This window comes from Mobiluncus mulieris ATCC 35243 (assembly GCF_000160615.1).
GTDB classification, from domain to species: Bacteria; Actinomycetota; Actinomycetes; order Actinomycetales; family Actinomycetaceae; genus Mobiluncus; species Mobiluncus mulieris.
Window position 1 is genome coordinate 1,085,860 of record NZ_GG668518.1, and the last position, 20,842, is coordinate 1,106,701.

A 20,842-nucleotide genomic window follows, 5' to 3' on the forward strand; every position below is an offset into this window, starting at 1 on the left:
CGCCTAGGATGCTTTCTGGAGCGCACCGCTACGAATCAGGTATTCAAACGCCCCCAGAGCCGCCCCCACCCCGGAACCCTGGGTGATCACAATCTGTTTATAGGGCTGATTGGTGCAATCCCCCGCCGCATAAACCCCGGGAACACTGGTGGCTCCCCGATTGTCGGTCACGATTTGTCCCCATTGGTTTAACTCCACCACGCCTTCCAGCCACTGCGTATTAGGACGCATCCCAATTTGGATAAACACCCCGCCCAGTTCCAAGGTTTTCATCGTTTCCGAGTGGTGATCCCGATAGTTCAGCCCGGTCACCCGCTTGCCATCACCAAAAATCTCGGTGATTTGTGCCCCGGTGATTACATCGATATTGTCCCGGCGGCGCAGTTCGTCGACCAGCACTTGATCGGCCTTGAGCTCATCACGGAACTCCACCACGGTGACGTGCGCCGCAATTGGGGTCAGGTCAATCGCAGCTTCCACTCCGGAATTACCGCCCCCAACCACCGCTAGTTTCTTACCTTTGAACAGCGGACCGTCACAGTGCGGGCAAAACGACACCCCTCGGTTGCGGTATTCCTCTTCGCCTGGCACACCCAGGGTTCTCCACCCGGAACCGGTGGCGATGATCAGCGTTTTTGTTTCCAAGTTCGCGCCTCGGTTTGTCACGATTTTCAGCAAGCCCCTCATGAACCCGGAGCCACCCGAGCTATCCCCTTTACCAGCCACCAGCTGCACAGCCAGTTGCGGAATAAACAAATCCACCGGGTAGCTGCCCAGATGTTGATAAAAATCTCGCACCAAATCCTTGCCGGTGGTTTGTACCCGCGACACGTAGTTTTCAATCACGTCAGTGTCCAGAATTTGGCCACCACGCCGATCCGTGACCAGCCCAGTGCGAATCCCTTTGCATGCCGTGTAAATCGCGGCGGTAACCGCTGCCGGGCCACCCCCAACCACCAGCACCTCGTAGGGTTCAACCGCCGATGGATTCTCGACGGCGTTTGATGTTGCAGGGAGGGCAGGCTGACCCGGTTCGTCTGAGATTCCGGCGGGTTTCGGCACGCCGGCCGGCAATTTTTTTTCTGCCCCACCCAAAAGACCGATGAAGTCGTCCAGTTCCCCCAATCCCGACCAGATAATTTCCTCGCCTTCCACCACGGCCGGCACACTCATAATCCCCAGTTCTTCGACTTCATCTTGGAACGCCGCGCCGTCCACAACCAGGTGTTCCACCTTGGGGTTGATAATCGAGATGGTATTTAGGGATTGCACCACATCCGGGCATTTTGCGCATCCTAGCGACATATAGGTGCGCAGTTGGTGAGCCGGCAACGCTTCGATGGCTTCGCGTTGCGTGTCGCTAATCTTGGCGGGATGTCCCCCGACCTGCAGCAAGGCCAGCACCAGCGAAGAGAATTCGTGTCCCAATGGCACTCCGGCGAAACGCACTTTGACGGTGGGGTCTCCCGCACGGCGAATCGCGAAGGACGGGCGCAGTTCATAGTCTGCCTCGTCTACAGTGACCTGCCCATTTAGCTCTGCGATTTCGTGCAGCAAAGCCAGCATCTTGGTCGAGGTTTCGCTGTCGTTCCGGGCAGCGACCAGCTCGATGGGTTCACGCACTTTCGTCAATAACTCGCGCAACTGGGCGGTAAGCTTGTCATCTAGGATTGTCATCGGATTATTCACTCGCTTCGTTTTGGTTGGGGACGGTTAGCTTCATTGTTTCGGCGGGGTTTGGGTTTGGGGCGGATTCATGAGGTGCCAGCCCTATTGTCAACCTAAAGCCTAAATTTTGCCAACCAAATCCAAGAACGGAGCCAAGGTGTCTTCGCCTTCTTCCCACTTGGCGGGACAGACTTCACCGGGATGGGCGGCAATGTACTGGGCGGCTTTAACCTTTCGCACCAATTCTTCGGCGTTGCGTCCCACTCCTTCCGAAGTGCATTCGAAGAACTGAATGATACCTTGGGGGTCTAACAGGAAAGTAGCGCGGTCGGCCAGACCTTGCCCGCTGCGCAGGCACTGGAAGTTTGTGGATATCTGCCCGGAAGGGTCGGCCAGCATGTAGTACTGGATTTTTCCGATGGCCTCGGAGGTATCGTGCCAAGCCTTGTGCACGAAGTGGGTGTCGGTGGAAACGGAGAAGACTTCCACGCCGAGCTTTTGCAGTTCCCCGTAGTGCTCGGCCAGGTCACTGAGCTCCGTGGGGCAAACGAACGAGAAATCCGCCGAATAAAAGAAGAATATTGCCCACTTTCCCAGCACGTCTTCGTGGCTGACTTCTAGGAATTTACCGTCTTTGTAGGCTTGGGTTTTGAATTCTTGGAGTTGGGTGTTCATCAGGTTCATTGGTACTTTACCTCCTTGTAGTACGAAGTGCCGCTGGATACACACGGCCAACACGAACTATTATAGTCAGCACCTATGAATTTTTTCAACATTTATATCTTATATTTATCACTTCGGCACCCCCAACTTCCTGGCTGGTATCGAAATTCCTGTTATATTCCAACACAGTGCGAGTTTTCCTGATAGTGATGCTCCGCAACGTAAAAGCTGACAAGCGTCTCAAACTGTTGCAGAATTACCTTAACACCTAACGAAAGGAAACTATATGACTCAGTTTCAACTCAGCGAGTCCGAATGGAAAAAACGTCTTTCGCCAGCGGCTTTTCACGTTTTACGTGAGGCTGGAACGGAAGCACCGGGCAGTGGGGAGCTGCTCTACGAAACTAACACTGGAATTTACAAATGCGGCGCCTGTGGGCAAGATTTGTTTGATTCCAACACCAAATTCGACTCTGGGTGTGGCTGGCCGAGTTTCTTTGAGGCTAAAGCCGGAGCCACGGAAACCCGCACCGACACCACGCACGGCATGATTCGCACCGAAGTACGCTGCTCCAACTGTGGTTCCCACCTGGGACATGTTTTCCCCGACGCACCCCAGACCCCCACTGGGAACCGATATTGCATGAATTCGGTGGCTCTAAGTTTCCAACAAGATAAAGCTTCCTGAGACGCTTCCACCGCTTCATGCCACGGGAATCCGAGGACGCTGCGCTGCTCTACGCGGCTACTGGCGGGGTCGCGGAATACTTGGATTTCGTGGACACTTCCGCCTCCGCTGAGGAAAATCTGATACGTCTGTTCTTCGAGCCCAATGGCCGGCTGGTAGAGGAACCCGATAACCTGCTGAAACAGGAGTTGCGCGAGCCAAAACGCTACAGCACTATCCTCGCTGCCATCACCTCGGGAGCCTCGAAAAACAATCAAATTGCCACGAAAACCGGGATTTCTAGCGGCGCGTTAACCAACTATCTGGAGGCGCTGATTGACTTGGGTATTGTCTCGCGCGAGTCTCCGTGGGTGGCTCCGGGTGGGCGTGGTGCGATGGGTGCTGGAGTTCGGTTTCACGAGGTGCCAGTCCGGGTGGCGGACGCGGCGGACGAAACACGATTTACCGAATTCAAGATGGCTGTTTCCGGTTCTGGTACCGCTTCGTGTGGCCGAACCTCTCCCCTATTGAGATGTATGCCGGACGTGCCGCCTTCCAGGCAACAGTGGCTCCGGAACTGAACAGTTTTATGGGCTTGGGTTTTGAGCAAATCGTGGCCGACCTGTTCGACCGTGCCAATACTGCGGGCGAGCTCGCAGAGTCCTATCCCACCCGAGGCCGCTGGTGGGGCACTGATCCCGACACTCGCCAAGCCGAAGAAATCGACCTGGTAGCCGGGTCGAAAACCACCACCCTGTTCATGGAAGCCAAGTGGGTCAACCGCCCCATCGGCCTGGATGTCCTGGAAACACTGGAGCGCCGCAGCACCCTCGTGCCCACGCCTAGAAAGCGCCAGAAACATTACGCCATCTACGCCAAACAAGGCTTCACCTCCGAGCTTGTTGCCCTTGCCGAAAAACGCCCCGACCTCGCGCTCTACAGTTTCCTCTAACAGCACTAACAAACCTTAGATTCAAGTTCGGGTTGCGATGGTTGGTGGTTGGCTTCATTTTCCCATGCCTGATGGCGGTCGTAATCGTGCTTCTTGGAACAGGCGTTTGAAACGCGGGCTAGACTGGAGCCTAGTGGATAGAGGAGGTGTGCCGATGGAGAATACCGGAAATGGGGTCGAGCCAGGGGGCCAGGGTGAACTGGTCATTTACCAGACGGACGACGGTACGACTCGGATTAATGTGCGTTTCGTGGACGAGACCGTCTGGCTGACCCAACAGCAAATGGCAGATCTGTTCCAGACCTCCCGCACCAATGTTATAGAGCACATACGACACATTTACGAAGAAGGAGAATTGGAAGAAACCTCAACCTGTCGGAATTTCCGACAGGTTCGCACCGAGGGCAAACGACTAGTGAACAGGGAACTTCCCTACTACAACCTCGACATGATTATTTCGGTGGGATACCGGGTAAAATCCAAGATTGCTACCCACTTTCGACGCTGGGCAACCCAACGGTTGAAAGAGTACCTGGTCAAGGGATTCACCATGGACGACGCACGCCTCAAACAGCTCGGCGGTGGAGACTATTGGAAAGAACTGCTCGACCGAATCCGCGATATCCGCTCCTCTGAAAAAGTCATGTACCGCCAAGTCCTGGATCTCTACGCCACCAGCGTGGACTACAACCCAAAAAGCGCCGAATCCGTAACCTTTTTCAAAATGGTACAAAACAAACTCCACTACGCCGTCCACGGTCACACCGCTGCGGAAGTAATCTATGAACGTGCTGACGCAACCAAACCATTTATGGGACTAACCGTCTTTCAAGGCGACTTCCCCACCGCCAAAGGCATCAGTGTAGCTAAAAACTATCTAAACAGTGAAGAACTGAAAGCACTGAACAACCTGGTTTCGGGGTACTTCGACTTCGCGGAACTACAGGCCACGCGCCATCGACCCATGTACATGAGCGACTATGTAGAGCACCTAGACCGCATCCTAGCAGCGAACGGGAACCAAGTACTGGAAGGAGGCGGCACAGTCAGCCACAAGCAGGCAATGGATAAAGCCCGACAGGAATACCAAAAATTCCGCAACGATAACCTCTCCCCAGTAGAACAAGAATATTTACAAACCATCAAATCCATCGCCGCAAAAACTGGCAAAAAATCAAGGACGACAAGCTAACACAACCAGGGCTTGCCCGGCTTGATTCTGCCACTTCACTAGAGAATCGGCAGAAATATGAACTATGGTTCATAAATTGGTAGAGAGTGACGTAAATATTAACTATAGTTCATAAATTTGCTACTACGGGATGTGCTGCTGGGACACCGCGCCTCAAACACCGGACACGACCTGGAAAACATGGTATTCCTCGAACTGCTGCGGCGCGAATACCAGGTTTCAAGCGCGGAAACCCCCAAAGGCGAAATTGACTTTTACGCCCAACGCGGCGAGGAAACCCGCTATATCCAAGTAGCTCTAAGCGCGCTGGAACCAGACACTTTGACCCGGGAACTGCGGAGTTTTCAGGCTCTGCCCACCGGCTCGAACTGCGCTTTGATAACCATGGACAGACTCCTCCTAGACACCGGAGCCATACCACAGCTCAATGCCGCCGACTTCCTAGCCGGCGCCGAACTCCCATTTTGAACACAGCCAGGCACCCCGCCAGTTGGTAGAATACGGGGCGTGATTGGTCGCCCCGATTCCCAAGGAGGATTAGGAATGTTTTTTAGGCCGAAATTGGCGCCGGTACGTGGCGCGGTCGTATTGATTACCGGAGCGGGTTCCGGGATTGGAAGGCTGATGGCTTTGGAAGCCGCCAAGCGCGGGGCGAAAGCCGTGATTATTTGGGACTTAAACGGCGAGACCGCCGAGCAAACCGCCGCCGAAATCCTCGACCTAGCAACTCGTGAAGCCGCCACCCTCCCCCGCCCGCTACGCGCCTCGGCCTACCCCGTGGACGTGACCAGTGATGAGCAAGTCGATGCGGCCGCTAAGGCAGTGCTGGAAGAGTACGGGCGGGTTGACATTCTGATTAATAACGCCGGGATTTTGGCCGGCAAGCCGTTTTTGGAAACCACCCAGGCTGAAATCGAGCGTTCTTTCCAGGTAAACACCCTGGCGCACTATCGCACTACGCGGCATTTCCTGCCAGGAATGATTAAACGCGACCGGGGCTCCGTGGTGACGATTGCTTCTGCGGCCGGACTGGTGGGGGTGCCCCGGCAGTGTGATTACAACGGGTCGAAGTTCGGCGCCGTGGGTTTTGCTCAGTCTTTGCGGGAGGAATTGCGGCACATGGGTTCGCACGTGCACACCCTGTTGTATTGCCCGTACTACATTTCTACCGGCATGTTTGAGGGGGTGCAGACCAAGTTCCCGCTGGTGTTGCCGATTGCCCGTCCGCAGCAGATTGCCTGTCAGGTGTTGGACGCGATTGACCGGGGTACCCAGTTTAAGGTTAATCCTCCGATTGTGCGCCTGGTGCAGCTGGCGCAGGCTCTGCCGGTGCCGATTATGGATCCCATCGTGGAGTTCTTCGGCGTCCTCGACACAATGAATGAGTTTATAGGGCGCGTGGCAAAGACGAAGTCTTGAGAGCCACGCGCTAACAGCGTGGAGCCGTAAAAACGCCACCGATGTGGCGTTTTAGGCGAAACACCACAAAATACGCAATACGAGCGCCGCGCTCAAACGGCGGAGGCGATTAAGCAACAGCAACGATTTTGTCGTGCGCCGAAGCACCACAAACAACCAAGCAAAGACGAAGTCTTGAGAGCCACGCGCTAACAGTTTTGCGAACGGTTACATCGTTAATATTCCATTACCAGCTCAGCGTTTCTTCTACTGGAGAATTCTAACGGCTTTCTCTTATTCACGTCACCAAAACCTTAGTGAGTTCGCAGATGGACTGTGATTTTATTGAAAGTCTGACAGCGTTTCTTGAGGCAGATTCTGTTCTTTCCAATCTCCTAGATGCTCAGAACAGCCATCATTGGGAATATGCGCCTGAAACAGGCTACCTTTTGCATCTAAGACCCAAACTCCTAAAAGTGGTTCACCCATTTCTAGACAGGATCCAGCCGGAGGTGGATCCGCCGCCTGTAAAGCCTCACTAAGTTTAGCTAGGTCGCCGACAAACTTTCGTGGTTTCGTGGTCTTGTCTTCGACCGACTCGGGCAGACAAATTGCTGCGCCTTGCAGAGGAACATGCTTCAGGCTTTCCAAATCAGCATTTTTGTCTAGGCCATAGACTGACTTGTTACAATTAAGTTTCGACAAGACGTCATCGACTGCCTCTGCGTCTAAATTCTTCCCAAGCAGTGTGTTCTTAGACCGGGGTTCGTGTGGATTATCTGAAGATAATCCACACGAACCCAAGGAACCTGCAAGCAATGAACAAAAAAACAAGCTTAGCAGTCTACGTATGACCATAACAGACTCACTTAATACTTACGTCAAGTACAACCTGCGCTGCGGCTGCAGGGGTAAACAGAGAACGACTGTACCCATACAAAGGTATCGTCCCCTGGTGAATACCTACCGGATGGGTTCCATCATACCAGGGAGCCCCGCTATCACCGCCTTGGCTGTAATGGTGGTGAGTCATAGTTAATCCACAGTATTGTCCGGAACACTGTTCAACAGCCAATACCGCATCGCATTTTTGACCGGATTTAGCACCCGTAAAACAATAAGTTTTCCCGACCTCAGGTGAAACCACATTAGAGGCTGTAACTAAATGACTTCCAGAATAGAACCTATTCGATGTGCCTTGAGTCGAGGAATACCACCCAACATCCCTAGAAGAATGCGTACCTAGTGGTGTCAGCGTCGAACCATCACTGTGTTTAACACCGTTGTGGACGCAATGCGCTGCGGTTAGTATCGCATTTTCCACGCCGTGTCCCCTCGCGGAGAACCCTAGTGTGCAATATGGGTATTTATATCCAGGTCTAGAGGTCTTGTCACCTCCATAAACAACTTCTTTAGTAGCCTTTAAATTTTTGTCCATATGTACTGAAAAAGAGAATTTATCATCTATTGGAGAAGCGGCTAAATCCCGTTCTACCTTTTTGGTCAGCCTCATCCCATCGTAATTTGGCACACTGGAACCTTTAGGATTGATAATAAATTCTATGGAGGCATTTTTAAAGTCCACTGTTGCTGCGGTTTCCGAAATTTGATTACCAAGGTCTTCGCGCATCTGGTAGTATCTTTTCTCCATCTCTTGAGCTACCTCTGACTGCGAGTACCCTTTATCTGTTACCACTGTAATCGGATGGGAAAGCGCATTAATCTTGTCTTGAACATCGGCAGGGACGGAAGACTTGAAACCAATTTCTGCCGTGAAATTCGCCTCATCCACTCGAGAATACGCTTTTTGGCCTGGATGAATTTCCTCTAGCCAAGTAGTAAAGAGGTTAAACTCTGTGCCCCAGACTCTCTCTGGTGTCATCTGCGCCTCAACTTCCTCAGTGGACAGCACTCTGGCTGTTGGAGTAATAATTTCACCTACGTTGGGCGATGGTTGCGCAGAGGATACACCTACCACGCCGAAGGATAAGGACATAGCAACAGCGGCCATTAAAGCCGTTAACTTGATGTTTCGCATAAAATTGACCCCCTCGTCAATCGATTTTATCGATACAATGTACATTGTAAGCATCTTGCTTATAGCCTGTCAATAGCCCGGCGTACCTTAATATATATTGATTGCGAAAATACACTACCCGGGTTGTTTCTGTGGGTATGCGTGTAGAGGCTACACTGCGGCCGCGTCAGTCGTATCGTGGGGCCTCGAAAAGGAAAAAGGCAGGGTATTAGATAATTTCTGTGAGTCTATGGGAATGTCAGGGTCTTCTGCGAGGAGGTACCTGACCAGTGATATTATCGAGAATCCAATCTTAGGATTAATCAAGAATCTTTGGAAATACACTTCCAGATGCTAATACCGAATCTGGTACGCAACAACAAAGCCCGTGACATGCAATAACAGCAGAGCTTTGACATTGCCGCGTAGTTTATGAAAGGCTCGTATCGCCTCGGGGACGACCCTGCGGCTGTGTTTTCATCAGGGGACGGCCCCAAAAGGAGGGTCGTATGCCCTGGATAATACTGGTAGTTTCTGGAATGTTCGAAGCCGTGTGGGCTACAGCACTGTCCAAATCAGAAGGCTTCACCAAGATTATCCCCATTCTGGTGTTTCTTTTCGGGGCAACCGTGTCAATGGGTGGTCTGGCCTATGCGCTGAAAACTATCCCGGTTGGCACCGGCTATGCCGTGTGGGTCGGCATCGGCGCTGGCACTACCGTCATCTGGGCTTTTGCCACCGGAGCCGAGACAGTTTCGGTGCTAAAAGTCCTGTTCATACTGGGGATTGTGGCCTGCGTCATCGGCCTCAAACTGGTCAGTGACTAGTTGGCTCCTCATGAACACCAGCTAGCGGGGGCGACTTTCGCAGCCGACCCCGTCTCCGTCACGGTCGAACTTGGATTTAAATCCGGGTTCGCCAGCACTGATAGGTCGGTGCAGGGCATCCCACACATCTCGGCAATTTGCATAGTCGGGGGTCGCCCCCGCAGGAACTACCGGCTCAACCGGGTTGGCTGGAACCGCCGGAGCCGGGTCGGTATTTGGTGGATTCTGTACATCCACAGCAGGCTGCGGATTCACGGCTTCTGTATTACCGGCATCAGGGCTAGCCGGAGAAGTTCCTGGTGAGTCTGTTGTCTGCTCCTACTTGTGTTGCCGGTGTGCTGTTCTGCCACCCAACCGCACCAGAGCACTTTGACAGTACCCGCGTGATCGCGTCTTTCTCAGCTGAGGTTACCCACAGGTGATATTTGGTTTTCACGTTTACCTGCAGCGACACGTATCGGCAGCGGAAGGCTTTGTTGGGCGGCAGCCAGGTGGCCGCATCCCCATCGGATTTGCGTTGGTTTTCGCGCCCGTCCACTGCCAGCAGGTTCAACGGGTCGTTTGCTAGTTGTTCGCGTTGTTCCGCCGTGAGCTGTTGGGCGCCTTTTTGCCATGCGTCGGATAAGGCCACTACGTGGTCAATCTGCACCGCGCTGGCGGCTTTCTTTTTATCAAAACTGACCTGCGTCCCGGTATAGGGTTCCTGCAGTGTCCCGGTCAAAACCACGCAGTCGTGTGTTCCCGGTCGGTAAGTTTTCGCACTCAAGTCCCGGTTTAGGATGTCGTTCCTGGTGTCGCAGCCGTTGTGGTCTATGTCCTTCCAGCGTTTCCCAAATTGGGAGCGTGCGTATCCGGTTTTCGGGGCGCGGCCTTTGACTGGTAACGTCTCGAGTTGGTTCATCGCTTCTTGGACGGTAGCGCTTGGCGCATCTCCCGTTGGTGCCGGTGGGGCGGGGGTTTCGGTTTCATGAGGTGCTTCCTCGGCTGGAGGGGTTTCTCCGGGGTCACTGGGAGTTTCATGAGGTGCGGGTTCTATGCTCGGCGTTTCGACTGGTTGACTGGGCTGGCTAGATTCATTGGTCTCGTTCTGTTCCGGCTCACCAGTGCCTGCTTCGTTAGCGCAAGAACCAAGCAATGCGGCCAGCGAAAAGGCCAACGCTAAAGCAAAAACCACGTTACTTTTCTGTTTCATTCCAGACCTCCTGTCCAGACCTCCTGACAGCCAGAATTCTACCTGTTTTCAACAACAAACCGGCATATCTCGCATATGTTGAGCGCGGGGGATTCATAGTGCCTCACATAGTTTGACCGGGAAGCTGATTTTACCTGCACCGTATTTGTCTTGGCCTCGCATATTTCTTCATCGTAGCGACCACTGGTTTTCGCACCACACCGCACAAGCGTGGCATAAACAGGCACTTCGGGACGAGGAAATCCAGCAAACCGAGAAAAACCTCGCGGCAAGAATCATGACTTTTAAGTGGGTGTCATGGTGGAACACCACCCGGATACACGAAAACCTGGGCAACCAAACGCCACAATAAATCGAAGACCAACACTGGCAACGCACCAGAAAACGCGAAATAACAGAAAACGGGGCACCCGCCCAGGAAACAAACCCAGACACTTCACCAAGCAATGAAGGTTCACCCAAAAATCCCGGATTTCTGCCAGATTCTAAGCCCTAACTGCAATGCACCCTGTCCGGGGCAACTCCCCGAGATGGCCAGCGAGTTCAGCACGCATCCCACGATCCAAAACAGCTTTAATGAACTCGTTGAGGAACCCACCCCGACCAGTCAACTCCACCCCACGCTCAGACGTGGCATCCAGCAGACGATCAAGCACCTCATCACAAACTATAATCAACACCGGGTCAGAGAATTGACCCCCGTATAAGAAGCGGAACAAAACCCAGTACGCTTCAGACCACACACATTCTCTATCGCGGGGTCTTGTTGCGCTGTTCGTCGCGGCTTGTTTACTCGCGGATTCATGAGGCGCCAACCACAAAAAACGTAAGTTACAACATTACCTTTTCTACTACGGGTTATATTTTGTAGAACTTCGGCATTTTATAAAATACTGGCTTAATCATCGCGTCGTCGTGATAGCGTGCTAGAGGCCGCGCAGCTTCGCCAGATACGCCCACGTTTGAAACGCATCATCGGCTCCCCTTTCACATCCCAGCACAGCAAATTTGACGGGTAAGGCAATATTCAGTGCTGAATTTAGATTAAATACCCCGTTACACCCAGGATTTTGAGTAGCGTTGATTTTAAACGTGAAAGACAGCGGTAGGGAACTATTTGCACTAGGTAGGTCAGTGCCACTGATTGCTCCAAGTTCCCGGATGATTTTTTCACCGGTCTGCGGGGCAGCTTTCTTGAGTTTCCGGCAACGCGGCGAATTCGAAGGGGCTGCGCTGTTTGCCCTCAATGAAACGCCAGAACCCCGTAATCGCGCTGGACATGGGCAAGTCCCTGGCTTTGCAGACTGCTTCGGTACGATTTGTGACTTCAACGCGGCACACGTACAATCACCTGGTCTTTCACGACGGCATCAGAGGCGCAGCTTACCATCGCTATCAACCCTTCCCCTACAATTGATAGTCACAGCATGGCACACAGCTGGCAATAAGTGCGGGTTAGAGAATACGGTTACAAAATCATCACAGGTTACTAGCATCTCGAGCAAATCATCGCATCCCGGCAAGCCCCTCATGAACCCGAAAGCACGGCGGGCTATTTTGAATACCCCGGAGAAAGCAACGGGATACCACCCATTTGAGCCGCCACGCCCAGACGCAGGTCATAGGTAACCAGCGCCTCTAAATCATCCCCTACCTGTAGTGCAGTAGCCAGGTGAATCGCATCCAAGCTGCGTAAAACTGCCGGTTCTAACAAACCCGCCAGGTCACAAATCTGGGAGCTAATGCGAACCAAGTTCAAGGCATCCAAAATCGCTCGCGCCTGGCCACGCTGCGCCACATCCAAGCGCCCCGTCACCCGAGCCAACCTGCAAACAAACTGGGTCACTAAACTTGCGCAACTCAGGTGATTTTCGGTTCCATTCCAGACCTCCTAACAGATACCTTTCCTATCTGCAACCTAACCCGGGGAAACTAGTCAATAAGATTAGCGCCTACGTTACACATTGATATCCCCATGGGCGGACTTAGGACAACAGGTGGTGGTGCCAGAAGACGTATTCGAATTCAGGATGTGTGGCGCCATGACCCGTGTTTGGCACGACAGAGCACAAGCATTTCGTATGAGCGGTGTTGTTTTGTCGGATTTTCTGTACCCAGTTTAAAGCATCGCGATTGCTGATTCGCGTGTCATATTCACCGAGGATGACCGCTAATGTCGGGTATTCTTGCCGCTGAACATTTTGCAGCGGGGAATACGATTCTATGAGATGTTTTGCCGCAGAGTCTTCGATAGGATTTCCGAACTCACTCCAATCGGTGGCAGTAAGCGGCAGCGCCGGATTCAAGAGTGCAGCATAAGGATTGACGAAAGGTTGGCGAACCAGGCAAGCTTTTGCTATGCCCGGTCGGTTATTCATGAAATATGCCGGCAGCAAGGCTCCGGCAGAGACTGCGAACAGGCCAAGTCGCTTTGCATCAACCAGCGGTGAACTTAGCAAATAGTTTATACACGAGTTGTAATCGGTAAAGGAGTTGGTTTTATTTAGTCCCCTGCCGGCTTGATGCCATTGCCCACCGTGTTCTCCCCCGCCCCTCACATGGGCTATGGCGACCATTATCCCCTCGTCTATCAGGGGTATCCACTCGGCCAAGTAGTCCGGATCTAGAGAGTGCTGGTAAGCACCGTAGGCGATGAGAATACAGGGACTGGGATATAGCATCCTGTTATTTCTAATCAATGTCAAGGGAATTCGGCATGAACCGGACAATACCGTTACACGGTGAGCCAAAATATGTTGGTTTCTAACCGTGTTAGTCGATGAATTAATTTTTAGGAATGCACGTTTCTTATAGCTATAATTATAAAGCAGAGGAGGCTGCGTATAGGATGACTTGATAAACCGAAAGGTGGAGTTTTCAAAATCTGTATCCACTATCCGAAAATTTATTAGTTCAGAATCCGCATTCATCGGCAGAGGAATAGGAAGATTACAAAATGTGCGCCTATCTAAAACCTTAATGGTATATAAAGTATTTGTCTTTATGGACAAAATAATTAGCTCCCGTGTTGTAAACACGTCACCTAGAATGTGTTCCCGCGTACTGCTGAAGATAGGCACCCATCTTGATATATCTGTTTTGGAACCAAGTTGATTACTGGAAACAGAATAGAGATTGTATTCTCCAAGGTTGTTGGTAGTCCTGACTATATAATGCCGTCGCCCTTCGGAGGTATTTATTCCAAAGACTCTATGATTTAGGTTTAGTGTTCGGGAGATTAAAATATCAGATTTCCATAAACCATTACTATAGTTGAAGATTCTAGTTTCACTGACATCTGGACTTGAGGATAGTGAGATAATTTTATCATCTATGTTTGAAACAATGATACCAAAGCGTAAATCAGTCTCATGTAAAAGCAAAATCTCCGCGTCCCCATAAACTATGTTCTTTATCCACAACTGGGAAGGGCGCAGAGTAGAATCGCTTTTGGTGTAAAAAATCGAGGAACTATCTGGTGACCAGGCGATTGTGGAACCCACATTTGGAATAATGACATCATTTGATGTTTCGGCATGCGGATCTGAGTGTTTAATTCTAAGTTGTAGAATTCCAGCTGTTTTACGTTCTAAAAATGCAATAAATTTATTATTGGGGCTTATGCTTATTTTTACTATCACTGACGCGTTATGATGCAGGATCACTTCATGTTTTACATTATTTATGCAGAAGTTATCTTGCGTTTCATCAGTAGCTTCGACGCAACAAAATAAGAATTTACCGCCAGATTTCTTATAGTAATACCAATAGTTTCCTTTACGGACAATTAGCTCGTTAAAGTTATCTAGCGCACTTATAGAGGTTGGCTTCTGTAAACTATCTTGGTTACCAAGAGGGTGTTTGGCTAGGAAATCCTGTATTAGCTTAGTCTCATTTGCGACATCCTCGCTATCCAAAATCTGGTATTCAAAGTATTTCACGATACAGTCCTCTAGTGAATTTTAATTAGTAACACCTTGATTTAATGCCATGTAATAATATTTTTCACATTCTTCTAGGAGTGTCTCGTGCGTCCCAACTCCGAGCAGTTTACCCTTATCCATAACCAGCACGTTACCAAAATTCTTAATTTGAGAGATATTGTGAGTTACCATTAATACTGTGGAGGATGGGGACGCTTTACTGAGAATATTGACTAGCAGCTCATTCGAGATGGAGTCTACATTTGAGGTTGGTTCGTCCAATAGCAGTACGTCTCGGTTAATGTTAATCAAAAATCGTGCCCAACTGATGCGTTGCCTTTCACCGCCTGACAGTTTAAATCCAGAATCACCTAAATCCACATCTAGCCGTTCGCAGAGATAGGCTAGTCCCACTTGCGCCAGCGAGTCCTTTATCATAGATTTTGAAATGGAATTGTTGGCTATCAACAAATTTTCGCGCAGGGTTCCCCCCAGAGCGACGGCTTCCTGATCAATATAAGCAAAATGATTGCGATACTGGTCAATATCATAGTTCAGCTGCGGGACGCCAAAAAGACTGATTGCCCCAGAGGCGGGAACACGGAATCTTTCAATCAGGGACAGAATAGTTGATTTACCGGAACCTGATTGTCCAACAATCGCCGTCTTCGTTCCTCTGGCTATATCGAATGTCAGCGTTCCTAAACTGAACGAATTGTCAGCGCACTCATACCGATAGGACACATTATGGAACGAAATAGCGGACAAGTTGGCATGCTGGCCGGGAGCTGGCCTGTTGACTGTCTCAGTTTTCACATGAATTGCGCTTGATATACTAGTGTCATGTTTAATATTGAGTAATTCGTTAACGCGCAGGAGGGAGGCTTTCCCTGCTTGCAAAGCGGCAATACCGCCAAGAATTTGGCTGGTCGGGTTTACCATCATCATCAGATACATGACAAATGCGACGAGACTGCCGAGAGTAGTAAATCCTGAGGAGACGCGATACGCTCCGACACCAACACTGCCAAACAATGCCAGATACATGATGAATCCGCCAAGTGGCCTGATGATTGACTCTTGCAGGGTGAGTTTTTGCATTAAATTGTAATGGTTAGTAATTTTAGCCTCAGTCCTGTTTGCTGCAACAGGAATAGCATTATAGGCACGCAGGAGTGGCAGGCTGGAGAGAAAACTTTCAAAGGTTACAGTAAGTTGTCCATTTGCAATCTGCACCTTGGCGGAACTTTTATCGATTGGTTTTGTGCTGATTACGCTCAATACTACGCCCAGCAGAGAAAAAGCTAACGAGAAAGCAAGCAGCACCTTATCGATTAGAAACATTCCGATAAAAGCAAAACAGAATGTAAAGATGGAAGATACGGGAGAAACTATACCATCTTTTATAGCATCACTAATACGAATCACATCATCTGTAAATCTGGAAATTAACTCGCCTTTAGGGCAATTATCGTAACTTTCATGATCAATGTATTGAATCTGCCTGGTGATTTGCTTCCTACCATTGGCAATAATTTTATTCCCAATGGTATTCTGTAGATACCCTTCCAATGCCGACAGGAAAGTGAATAATAGCAAAAAAGCCAAAATAACCAATATCTGATATGCACTAATTGAGTTAATGTTATCAAAAAGGGATTTCTGAAGTAGTGGTTGAATCGTATTCACTAGAGACGTAACCATACCAATCACAAGCGTAGCGATAAACAAGTACTTTATGGCAGTAACTTGTTTAGTATACAATCTGATTGAGGCTTTATTAAACATTTTTTAGTACCGCACGTAGTGAATGGTGTGTTGCCAGCGTTTGTATCACTAAGGTAAAGAGCAAAATTGATACCCAACAAATAAGGATTAGCGGCATTACATACATAAAATCCGCTATAGTTGAGGTTTTCGCCACAGAAGAGCATCGATATGCTGTAAATAGTAGACTGAGCAAAGTCAATAATAAAGAAACCAGTTGAGTAGATAAAACCGTAGCTAATCCAAAGCTAAGGATATCCTTATTATCTACTCCCAGGGCATGTAGTTGTTGACATTGCTTTCTACGAGCGATTTCCTCGCTTATCGTTAATTGCAATAAGGCTATCAAAGTCATGATAAGTATGACACCGAACATGCCGACATTACCTCTAAAAGCAAGTACGTGCCGCATATTTTGCAAGTACTTAGCATAGCCATACCTAGTAAGTACTTTAACTTCAGAGTTGACAGACTTTGCAATATCTTGTGACATCTGAGGGGTAATTCCGCGGGCAAATACCATTGTTTCTGTATTCTTGGACTTCGCAAATTTCGGGAAATGAGAAAGCATCGACCAATCTATAAAGTAACCTTCATGTACGGAGTCGTGGAGAAGAGCAGTCACAGTTAATTCAAAAGATTCACCATTTTCATTATATATAGTAACCTTATCCCCAATAACACTACCAGATATACTGCTGGCCACATTTGCATTTCCAACGTTATCTAATTGTCCTTGAATAAGTTTTTGATTTAAAAGATTAAAGTTTTCCTTAAAATCAACATAGTAAAGGCTCGAATATCCTCGCTTATCCGATATTAGCCTTTCACGTATGCGTGATACATCCGCAGATTTCGCTGATACTAGATCATAGATTTTATTAGCATCCGCTGACCCTTCTGTAATGAATACCGAAGAAGCCTTTGAACTGTTGTAAAAATCTTGATACAGCATCTCTGACGCCGGAAAGTCCAGGGCTATAAAAGTGCCAACAATCCCAAGACATATAATAGGCGGTGCCGCGTAATGTGAAAACCTAAATACATTCTTTTGACTTACTTGAGATACTAATAAACCAATGCCCGGTCTAAACAGTCCAATAGCGTTACCTATCAGTTTAGATACAATAGGGATAAACAATGGTGCAACTAACAAAATAGCTATAACTATCATCAGTGGTACAAGTAATATGTACAAACCACCAAAAGCATCCAGATTCACTGCAAAAAGAAAAATTCCAATAGCTAATGCCAGCAAAACCCTCCACACAACCGTAACCGGAGAAATCCTCTTTATAGCGCTTTTTGTTTCTTTTTCACTCCCCACCTTTATTGTCGCAAAATATCCAGCAACAGCACACTCAAATATGACTAGCCCTACCACAAATAAGACCTGCATAAAATTGAATTCATATGTTACGTGTAGGCTCTTTCCAAAAAATCCAATAGCACCTAAAAATTGTAACTGCGCTATAGAGAAAAAGCTACCAATTACGGCGGATGGGATACCAACAAACAAGCCAAGCGCGAATGCCTCAAAAGCAATCAGCGAGTTTAATTGCGTTTTGGATGCTCCGGACAGCTTTAATAATTGAATTTCTTCACCACGAAGTTGTACCACCTGCACTATAGCTGAGAATATGAGAAAAGAACTCAGTACTAAAAGAATAATCCCTAAAAAGATCAATACACCTCTTAATGGAATCAATTCCAGGCTTACTTCTTCCGAGGGGACGCCATCAACATGAACTAGTGCAGGATTTGACAGATTCATACCTAAGGCAACTTGTGCTGAAGAAAGTATGGTGACGATGCTAATCGTTACGGCGCAGCTGAGGTATAGGGATTTATGACCTTTTAATAGTCTAGTGGCTAATTTTGCGAGCTCAAGCATTTGCGTTCTCCATATCTAGCAGGATATTGGATATTTCTTGCGCCGACTGATAGTTTCCTTGCTGTACTATCTTGCCGTCATAGAGGAACAACACCTTAGCCGCCGCTGCCGCCACCATCGGATCATGCGTCACCATCAACACGGTAGCCCCGGTTTTATTTAGCTTGGTCAGATTCGAGATAACCTCTTTACTGGATTTACTATCCAAAGCACCCGTCGGCTCATCAGCAAACACTACCTCTCGTTTACTCGCAATCGCCCGCGCAATAGCAACACGCTGCTGCTGACCGCCTGAAAGCTCATCAGGAAAACGCGACGCAAAAGACCCCAGATTAACACTTTCCAAAGCAGTCATCACTGCGTCTTTGCTCAAACGCTGATGATTAAAATACGCTGGCAAACGCACATTATCCACCACATTAATTGCATCCACCAGATTATACTCCTGAAACACAAATCCCCAGTCCGTCCGGCGCAACCGATTAAGCACAGACTGCTTCACTCGTGTTGTATCCTTCCCCTTATAAAGAACCTCACCACCCGTCGGAGACAATATTCCCGCAATACATTTAAGCAACGTAGTCTTCCCCGACCCAGACGGCCCCATAATCGCCAAATAATCACCCGACTCCACCGTATAACTTACCCCTTTCAAAATATCACCCTGCTTAGAATGATAACGAAAAGAAATATTATTAATATCAAACAAAGCCATTTAGATTTTCCTTTCTAGCATTTTCCCTTCTAATTCGAGATACTCTTTTAGTAGTTGCTGCTCCGTACATGTTTTCACTCTACCACCATCAGAAACGATTTCTAGGAGATCTGTAACAATTCCTGTCCTACTTTCATCGCATAATTTCTCCGACTAAAGTAGGACACCAACTAGCACCAAAGTCGAATATTTTTCACAATAATTTTTCAAATCACTATATTTTCTTATAACTGTATTCTTTAGAGGGAATCTGGTTTATTATAAAAAGCATGGATATTCCTCGGTCTCAACTAAGCCGACTCTTCCGCCTCGATGTGGCCGCCAGAGCCGGACTGCAATGGCTCATGACCACTCTGACCCTGCGTGGACTGCTCTTGTCGACCAGCCTTGCTGTTTTTGCCCTGTGGCAGGTCTGGACTTGGATAAAAACCCCACCGCACTCCCTTTGGTTGTGGCTGTTGATACTGCCTATAGTTACCGCCTGGATTTTGATGGTTTTCCGTTCCGTGCCGGGACGCTGGATTCTGCTAGCAGTGTGTGTCCTCTATATCTTCTTGCCAGTACAAACCCCGATATTGCTTCAAAGCATGGCTTCGCTAGTGCTATGCGCCGAGGGGACAGTGCATCGGCAACGCTGGCTAGTCATAGCCACTGTGCTCTCCAGTTTTGCATCATTCCAACATTTCGATTACCAGGTTGAGTCCCTCATCAGCCAGTTAATCCTGAGCCTAATAACTGTTGGTTTATCTTGGGCAGCACGCGTGATTGTGGAGGAACGCGAAACCGCAAAAGAAAACGTCCGACGCATCCAGGAAGAAACCGAACAACGCATCGCCGCTGCCATCCACGACACCACCGCCCGAGACCTCACCCGTCTGGTGCTGCGCCTACAACATTGGGAAGAGTCCAACACTTGCGACCGCCAAATTATTCAACAAGAACTGCAGCAAGAAGCCGCCGAGTCCCTCAGTCGGCTGCGACACCTGATTCGGGTTCTCGAAGGGGTACAACTAGGCATCGACCAGGAAGCACTCACCCTGAAAGAAACCCTAGAGCAAGCCCACAAGCACCTGACTCACGCCAATATCAGCCTCACCACAGACATTGACCCACGGCTTTACAATCTACCCGTGGAAAACACCCTGATAGTAACCGAAACCGTAGCGGAACTGCTCGCTAATGCAGAAAAATACGCCGCTCCACTAAGTGAAGTCGAACTGAGCCTGAACCTGGAAGGACAGACGGTGATGCTTTTCCAAAGCAACCGCATCGGGCAATCCCCCAAAACCCCCGATGTCTCCGGGGGCACCGGACTGCAACGCTTGGCCTACCGGCTGGACAACCTCGGAGGAAACCTCGAAACCAGCACCATCGGCGCAATGTGGCTCACAGAGGCCCAAATCCCCCTGATTCCAGACTTGGAAAAACTATTGAAAGGATAATCATGACCACAGACACCCACCATCACTACCAGGTCATTCTGATAGACGATGACCACGAAATTCTTGAAGATTTGCGCCTAGTCATCGAAACAGATCCCGAAATCAGCGTGGCCGGCATCGGTTTTGATGGGAGCTACGTCCTGGACTTAGTGCAAACCCACCATCCCGACGTGGTTCTGATGGATGTAGAAATGCCCAAAGTGGACGGCATCGCCGCCACCCGACAGCTCAAATCCCGATACCCTAACCTGGGAGTAATCATGTTAACAAACTTCCGCCATGATACTTGGCTGAAAGAAGCCCTGGATGCCGGGGCGGACGGATTCCTGACCAAGGACACGCCCCGCGCCGACCTGTCCGCTGCGATTAAACGTGTCGCCCATGGTGGCAGGTTCATGTCTACCAAACCCCTCAATATGCTGATAGCCAACTACGAGGATCCCAATTTCACCCCCGACCCCAGGTTCCGTGCCGGGGAAAAAGCTCTCACCGCTACCGAGCGGCAAGTCTGGCAGGAAGCCCTGA

At 49.5% G+C, this 20,842-nt stretch carries 20 protein-coding genes; 9 read left to right on the forward strand and 11 right to left on the reverse strand.

From position 1 onward, the window contains the following. Window positions 1-3 precede the first annotated feature (3 nt). Both ahpF and ahpC read right to left on the reverse strand, forming a co-directional pair. The gene (gene ahpF / locus HMPREF0577_RS04615; RefSeq protein ID WP_004012540.1) at window positions 4-1,677 is read right to left on the reverse strand and encodes an alkyl hydroperoxide reductase subunit F; all 1,674 of its coding nucleotides are present in this window, start codon (window positions 1,675-1,677) and stop codon (window positions 4-6) included. 111 nt (window positions 1,678-1,788) lie between these two features. Next, window positions 1,789-2,352 (reverse strand): alkyl hydroperoxide reductase subunit C, encoded by a 564-nt coding sequence (gene ahpC, locus HMPREF0577_RS04620; protein ID WP_004012541.1) that lies wholly within the window; start codon window positions 2,350-2,352, stop codon window positions 1,789-1,791. Between the two features lie 265 nt (window positions 2,353-2,617). On the opposite strand from ahpC, the gene msrB reads away from it, so the two are divergent. The 6 genes from msrB to HMPREF0577_RS04650 all read left to right on the forward strand — a co-directional run bounded on the left by msrB (window position 2,618) and on the right by HMPREF0577_RS04650 (window position 6,561). After that, a complete protein-coding gene (gene msrB, locus HMPREF0577_RS04625; protein WP_004012543.1) occupies window positions 2,618-3,019 on the forward strand; it encodes a peptide-methionine (R)-S-oxide reductase MsrB in 402 nt (133 codons plus the stop codon). A 17-nt stretch (window positions 3,020-3,036) separates the two neighbouring features. Beyond that, window positions 3,037-3,579 (forward strand): AAA family ATPase, encoded by a 543-nt coding sequence (locus tag HMPREF0577_RS04630; RefSeq protein WP_004012544.1) that lies wholly within the window; start codon window positions 3,037-3,039, stop codon window positions 3,577-3,579. Next, a complete protein-coding gene (locus HMPREF0577_RS04635) occupies window positions 3,531-3,950 on the forward strand; it encodes a DUF234 domain-containing protein (RefSeq protein ID WP_050756879.1) in 420 nt (139 codons plus the stop codon). Before HMPREF0577_RS04630 ends, HMPREF0577_RS04635 begins: the two co-directional genes overlap by 49 nt. A gap of 154 nt (window positions 3,951-4,104) precedes the next feature. Then, window positions 4,105-5,142, forward strand: a complete 1,038-nt coding sequence (locus HMPREF0577_RS04640; protein WP_004012546.1) for a virulence RhuM family protein — start codon at window positions 4,105-4,107, stop codon at window positions 5,140-5,142. Window positions 5,143-5,259: 117 nt separating this feature from the next. Further along, complete coding sequence (locus HMPREF0577_RS04645) at window positions 5,260-5,610, forward strand: ATP-binding protein (RefSeq protein ID WP_036342310.1); 351 nt, start codon at window positions 5,260-5,262, stop codon at window positions 5,608-5,610. Between the two features lie 75 nt (window positions 5,611-5,685). Next, the gene (locus tag HMPREF0577_RS04650) at window positions 5,686-6,561 is read left to right on the forward strand and encodes an SDR family oxidoreductase (RefSeq protein WP_004012548.1); all 876 of its coding nucleotides are present in this window, start codon (window positions 5,686-5,688) and stop codon (window positions 6,559-6,561) included. 321 nt (window positions 6,562-6,882) lie between these two features. Here HMPREF0577_RS04650 and HMPREF0577_RS11800 read toward each other — a convergent pair whose 3' ends face one another. Both HMPREF0577_RS11800 and HMPREF0577_RS04660 read right to left on the reverse strand, forming a co-directional pair. Then, window positions 6,883-7,191, reverse strand: a complete 309-nt coding sequence (locus HMPREF0577_RS11800) for a hypothetical protein (RefSeq protein WP_231282784.1) — start codon at window positions 7,189-7,191, stop codon at window positions 6,883-6,885. 214 nt (window positions 7,192-7,405) lie between these two features. Continuing rightward, a complete protein-coding gene (locus HMPREF0577_RS04660) occupies window positions 7,406-8,623 on the reverse strand; it encodes a S1 family peptidase (protein WP_248613692.1) in 1,218 nt (405 codons plus the stop codon). Window positions 8,624-9,066: 443 nt separating this feature from the next. Between HMPREF0577_RS04660 and HMPREF0577_RS04665 the strand changes: the two genes are divergently transcribed. Further along, window positions 9,067-9,384 carry a DMT family transporter gene (locus HMPREF0577_RS04665; RefSeq protein WP_004012551.1) on the forward strand — a complete coding sequence of 106 codons (318 nt, stop codon included), beginning with the start codon at window positions 9,067-9,069 and terminating at the stop codon, window positions 9,382-9,384. A 21-nt stretch (window positions 9,385-9,405) separates the two neighbouring features. Here the strand turns inward: HMPREF0577_RS04665 and HMPREF0577_RS04670 are convergent, their stop codons facing one another. The 7 genes from HMPREF0577_RS04670 to HMPREF0577_RS04705 all read right to left on the reverse strand — a co-directional run bounded on the left by HMPREF0577_RS04670 (window position 9,406) and on the right by HMPREF0577_RS04705 (window position 18,875). Then, window positions 9,406-9,639, reverse strand: a complete 234-nt coding sequence (locus tag HMPREF0577_RS04670; protein WP_004012552.1) for an excalibur calcium-binding domain-containing protein — start codon at window positions 9,637-9,639, stop codon at window positions 9,406-9,408. A 25-nt stretch (window positions 9,640-9,664) separates the two neighbouring features. After that, window positions 9,665-10,576, reverse strand: coding sequence for an HNH endonuclease family protein (locus HMPREF0577_RS04675; RefSeq protein WP_004012553.1), 912 nt, complete (start codon window positions 10,574-10,576; stop codon window positions 9,665-9,667). Between the two features lie 1,552 nt (window positions 10,577-12,128). Further along, the gene (locus HMPREF0577_RS04685) at window positions 12,129-12,422 is read right to left on the reverse strand and encodes a type II toxin-antitoxin system VapC family toxin (protein ID WP_004012557.1); all 294 of its coding nucleotides are present in this window, start codon (window positions 12,420-12,422) and stop codon (window positions 12,129-12,131) included. A 139-nt stretch (window positions 12,423-12,561) separates the two neighbouring features. Then, window positions 12,562-14,517 carry a prolyl oligopeptidase family serine peptidase gene (locus HMPREF0577_RS04690; RefSeq protein WP_004012558.1) on the reverse strand — a complete coding sequence of 652 codons (1,956 nt, stop codon included), beginning with the start codon at window positions 14,515-14,517 and terminating at the stop codon, window positions 12,562-12,564. A gap of 21 nt (window positions 14,518-14,538) precedes the next feature. Further along, complete coding sequence (locus tag HMPREF0577_RS04695) at window positions 14,539-16,287, reverse strand: ABC transporter ATP-binding protein (protein ID WP_004012560.1); 1,749 nt, start codon at window positions 16,285-16,287, stop codon at window positions 14,539-14,541. After that, entirely contained in the window at window positions 16,280-18,160 is a 1,881-nt protein-coding gene (locus tag HMPREF0577_RS04700) for an FtsX-like permease family protein (protein ID WP_004012562.1), read from the reverse strand. Before HMPREF0577_RS04700 ends, HMPREF0577_RS04695 begins: the two co-directional genes overlap by 8 nt. After that, entirely contained in the window at window positions 18,153-18,875 is a 723-nt protein-coding gene (locus HMPREF0577_RS04705) for an ABC transporter ATP-binding protein (protein ID WP_004012563.1), read from the reverse strand. Before HMPREF0577_RS04705 ends, HMPREF0577_RS04700 begins: the two co-directional genes overlap by 8 nt. A 269-nt stretch (window positions 18,876-19,144) precedes the next feature. On the opposite strand from HMPREF0577_RS04705, the gene HMPREF0577_RS04710 reads away from it, so the two are divergent. Beyond that, entirely contained in the window at window positions 19,145-20,317 is a 1,173-nt protein-coding gene (locus tag HMPREF0577_RS04710) for a sensor histidine kinase (protein ID WP_004012564.1), read from the forward strand. A 2-nt stretch (window positions 20,318-20,319) separates the two neighbouring features. After that, window positions 20,320-20,842 (forward strand): response regulator (locus HMPREF0577_RS04715; protein WP_004012565.1); only part of this gene is annotated, 523 nt, incomplete at its 3' end.